This window comes from Actinomyces sp. ICM58, assembly GCF_000283035.1.
In the GTDB taxonomy this organism is placed as follows: domain Bacteria; phylum Actinomycetota; class Actinomycetes; order Actinomycetales; family Actinomycetaceae; genus Pauljensenia.
In genome coordinates this window covers 1-3,675 of record NZ_ALIY01000231.1, presented here as the reverse complement: position 1 = coordinate 3,675, position 3,675 = coordinate 1, and the positions used below count along the sequence as shown (strand labels likewise).

At 66.7% G+C, this 3,675-nt stretch carries 5 protein-coding genes; all 5 read left to right on the top strand.

What is annotated here, in order from left to right:
- Window positions 1-413 (top strand): DUF1266 domain-containing protein (locus HMPREF1138_RS10205; RefSeq protein ID WP_009059551.1); only part of this gene is annotated, 413 nt, incomplete at its 5' end.
- 323 nt (window positions 414-736) lie between these two features.
- Window positions 737-1,222 carry an ATP-binding cassette domain-containing protein gene (locus HMPREF1138_RS11590; protein WP_337459477.1) on the top strand — a complete coding sequence of 162 codons (486 nt, stop codon included), beginning with the start codon at window positions 737-739 and terminating at the stop codon, window positions 1,220-1,222.
- A 5-nt stretch (window positions 1,223-1,227) separates the two neighbouring features.
- Window positions 1,228-2,499 carry an ATP-binding cassette domain-containing protein gene (locus HMPREF1138_RS10200; RefSeq protein ID WP_009059553.1) on the top strand — a complete coding sequence of 424 codons (1,272 nt, stop codon included), beginning with the start codon at window positions 1,228-1,230 and terminating at the stop codon, window positions 2,497-2,499.
- A 409-nt stretch (window positions 2,500-2,908) separates the two neighbouring features.
- A complete protein-coding gene (locus tag HMPREF1138_RS10195; RefSeq protein ID WP_005985322.1) occupies window positions 2,909-3,172 on the top strand; it encodes a type II toxin-antitoxin system Phd/YefM family antitoxin in 264 nt (87 codons plus the stop codon).
- Between the two features lie 2 nt (window positions 3,173-3,174).
- A complete protein-coding gene (locus HMPREF1138_RS10190; protein ID WP_009053938.1) occupies window positions 3,175-3,441 on the top strand; it encodes a Txe/YoeB family addiction module toxin in 267 nt (88 codons plus the stop codon).
- Window positions 3,442-3,675: the final 234 nt, after the last annotated feature.

Sequence of the window (3,675 nt, the reverse complement as noted above, 5' to 3'; positions counted from 1 at the left end):
CGGGGGCGGGCCTCGGCTGGCTGAGCGAGGACGAGGCCTGGGACACCCTCGCTCTCGTCAACCGCGCGCTGGACCTGTCCTACTCCTCGTGGAACGAGGTCTGGGACGCGTTCCGCACAACCCGCTGGCTGTGGGCCGCCGAGGGTAAGGCGCAGGAGGCGACCAACGACCTGCACGAGCGCAACCGAGGCACCTTCCTACTGGGCCCCAAGGGCCTGTGGACCGCCATCCCGTGGGATGCCCCCTACCCCGCCCCACGTTTCCTCCTGCTCGACGCGATCGCGTCCATGGGGGACCTGCGTCTCTTGTCACCCCAAAAGTGGGAGCGCTCCTCGGCCTGGGAGCGGGAGCTCGACAACCAGTCACGCAGCCGCGCCCCCCTGTCCTCCGGCGGCAAGCCGACCATCCAGTGACGGCCACCCCATAGGAGCCACCATATCCAACCAGAATTGCCTACCCCCGAACGACGGCCCGAAGCCAGGCGGCAACACCGGTTCCGTCCACGGCGAGGCGCCGGTGGCCGGTTTCGCGCCGCTGCTGTTCTGAGGATCTCTCAGTAGGCTCAGCCCCCTCCCCCGCAGGCCCCAACCAGGGCTCGCGGGGGAGAATTTTGTCCAGGTGTCCTCCCGCATGCTCATATCGTCCGTCGGCAAGCCGTTAGTCTTGACAGACAGCCCCGGGAGGACGCCCCCATTTCCGTGCAGAACTGCCGCGCCTGCGCGCCGTTGCCGGTATAATGTCCCCATGGACTCCTGACATAATGCCTCCCTGCCCCTCCTCCCCTAGGTGCATTATGTCCACGATTGTCTTTTCCCACGTCTTCTTTTCCTACGGCACGCTGCCCGTCCTCACTAACGTCTCCTTCACGTGTGGGCCCACCGACCGCCTCGTCGTCGTCGGCCCAAACGGGATCGGCAAGTCAACGCTGCTGGCCCTCGCAGCGGGCCAACTCCAGCCGGACTCCGGAACGATCACCGGCCCGGCACTCTCCGCGACCCAGCTAGTTCCCCTCATCGGCCCACGTCCACGCGGTCAGAACCGGGAGTCCCTCTGGCGTCTCGTCCTCCGCTCGCGGGAGACAGGGAGTCCCACACCGTCGCACAGCTCATCGATGCCGCCACGTCGGACACCCGCGAGCTGGCGGCGCGCTTCGACTTCCTCACCGAGCACCTCGCCCGGGACCCCTCTCCGCGCGACGAAGCGGAGTACGACCGTGTCCTAGCGGCGATGATCACGCGGGACGCGTGGACCATCGACACGCGCCTCGAACAGACCCTGGAGGCCCTCGACCTAGGAGGCCTCGACCGCTCCCGCCCCCTCGACTCCCTCTCCCCGGGGCAGCGTGCCCGCCTGCGCCTGGCCCTCACCCTCGTCGATCGACCAGAGGCCCTCGTCCTGGACGAGCCGACGAACCACCTGGACGCCGATGGGCGAGAGTACCTCACGCGCACTATCGACGACTGGCAGGGGCCGGTGCTCCTGACCAGCCACGACCGGGCCTTCATTGAGCGCACGGCGACGGCGCTGCTCGACCTGGATCCGACACCGTGGCGGGCGGTGGCAATCTCCCAGGGAGAGCCCGCGGACTTCGGGGCGTACAGGGTAGGAGGATCCTACTCGGACTACCTGCGCGACAAGGCCGCCGCACGCTCACGGCACACCGCGATCCATGCGGATCAGCAGGCCGAGAAACGCCGACTCGTATCTCACCAGCGGGATTCGACGGTGGTGGGGCATGCGCGCTTCAAGCCCCGCACCGAGATACGGATGGCACAGAAGTACTATGCAGACCGCGCCCAAACTGTGTCGACGAGGCGCATCAACGACGATTCCCGGAGGCTGTCGGTTCTCGCGGCACACGAAGTCCCCAAGCCCCGCTATGACCAGGGCGGGTTCTCTTTCCCTCGCGCCATGAGGACCACCACGGGCGGGACGTCACCGCACCCACACGCAATGGGCATCGCCCTGGCCGTCCGCGGCGCGTCGGTGGAGGGACGCCTCGCGCCGACCTCCTTCGAGGTGCGCTACGGCGAGCACCTCCTCGTCGCGGGGCCCAACGGGTCGGGCAAGACCACCCTGTTGGAGTGGATCGCACGCGGGGCCCCCAGCGGGGCGCACGGATGCATCGACGCCGCCTCCGGGGTCGTCCTCGTGCCCCAGGTGCTCCCGCGGCCCGGCGACCCCCTCATCCCCGAGGATGCGTGGCACCTGGGCATCGGGGAGGCCGGGAAGGGATTCGTTCCCCCAGCGGCGTGGAACCGGCCGCTCGGTGAGCTCTCCGCGGGAAACCAACGCAGGGCTCAGCTGGCGTTCGCGGCGCGGGTCGACGCTCAGATCCTCGTGATCGACGAGCCCACGAACTACCTGGACCTGAACGCCCTGGAGTCCCTCGAAGAGGCGATGCGCGAGTGGGAGGGAACCCTGGTTATCTCAACGCACGACGAGTGGCTGATCACCCGCTGGTGGGGCCGCCTCCATCGGCTCGACGAGAAACGATAGCGCTGAGGGCAGCCCCCGCTTCGCGCGTGAGACCCGTCGGAGCAGCCGGCAGAGCATCGAGTGCGCGCAGGGCCTTGGCCAGGACTGGCTGAAGCAAGTGGATAGGAAACCACGAACTGGATAGGTTATGACGTTGCGGATAGGAAAATAACCTATCCAGATCAGCGGTTCCTATCCATATCGGCATTTCCTATCCAGATCAGCGGTTCCTATCCAGAACGCACAGCCCTCTCCCTCCCAGGTGAAGGGCGCCGCGATGCAGACCCCGTGCCAGCAGTCCCGCGCCAGCAGTTCCGCAGTACCTGGCCCCGCACGGAGGCGTTACCCCCGCGCATCACCATCCGGCTGGAGACACACACCCTCACTTCCTGTACACTGTTCTGTACATAGGTGAGCAGAGGAGCACCCCATGAAAACCATGACCTACACCGAGTCGCGCGCACGCTACGCCGAGGTCCTCGACCAGGTCGTCAACGACCGCGAGGAAATCGTCATCACCCGCCAGGGCCACGAGAGCGCCGTCATCATCGCCCTCGACGAGTACGAGTCCCTCATGGAGACCGTCTACCTCATGCAGTCCCCCGCGAACGCCCGCCACCTGCGCGAATCGATCGCACGTCACCGCGCTGGCGAGGGCGTCGTTCACGACCTCATTGAACTCGACGAGGACTGACCATGCACATCACATGGGATGAGGAGGCCTGGAACGACTACGTCTGGTGGCAGTTCGAGGATCGCAAGACCCTCAAGCGCATCAACGCACTCATCAAGGACATCCAGCGCAACGGAAACGAGGGGATCGGCAAGCCTGAGCCTCTTCGCTACGAGTTCTCGGGGTACTGGTCACGCCGGATCGACTCTCGGCACCGCCTGATCTACCAGATCAGCGACGACGGCAAAGCCCTCTGGATCATTTCCTGCCGCTTCCACTACGGCCAGTAAACATTCACGAGGCCCGGACTGCATCCACCCCAACAACAAGTAACAACGCCCTGACGCCAAGCGCCGCGACTGCCCCTGCAGCCGCGGCGCCCGCGCACGCAACAGCGCTCAGTACGTCAAGAGTCCCCAGCGGATCAGGTCACGCAGGGGTGCCTCGATCTCGGCGCGCACCACGCGCCGCGCCGAGCGCCTCCGCCGCCTCGCGGGCGTGGCGCGTGGGTGCGTGGGGCAGCA

Excerpts from the sequence above, each read along its gene's own strand:
- HMPREF1138_RS11590 (WP_337459477.1), top strand. The coding sequence starts at position 737 with ATGTCCCCATGGACTCCTGACATAATGCCTCCCTGCCCCTCCTCCCCT.
- HMPREF1138_RS10200 (WP_009059553.1), top strand. The coding sequence starts at position 1,228 with ATGATCACGCGGGACGCGTGGACCATCGACACGCGCCTCGAACAGACC.
- HMPREF1138_RS10195 (WP_005985322.1), top strand. The coding sequence starts at position 2,909 with ATGAAAACCATGACCTACACCGAGTCGCGCGCACGCTACGCCGAGGTC.
- HMPREF1138_RS10190 (WP_009053938.1), top strand. The coding sequence starts at position 3,175 with ATGCACATCACATGGGATGAGGAGGCCTGGAACGACTACGTCTGGTGG.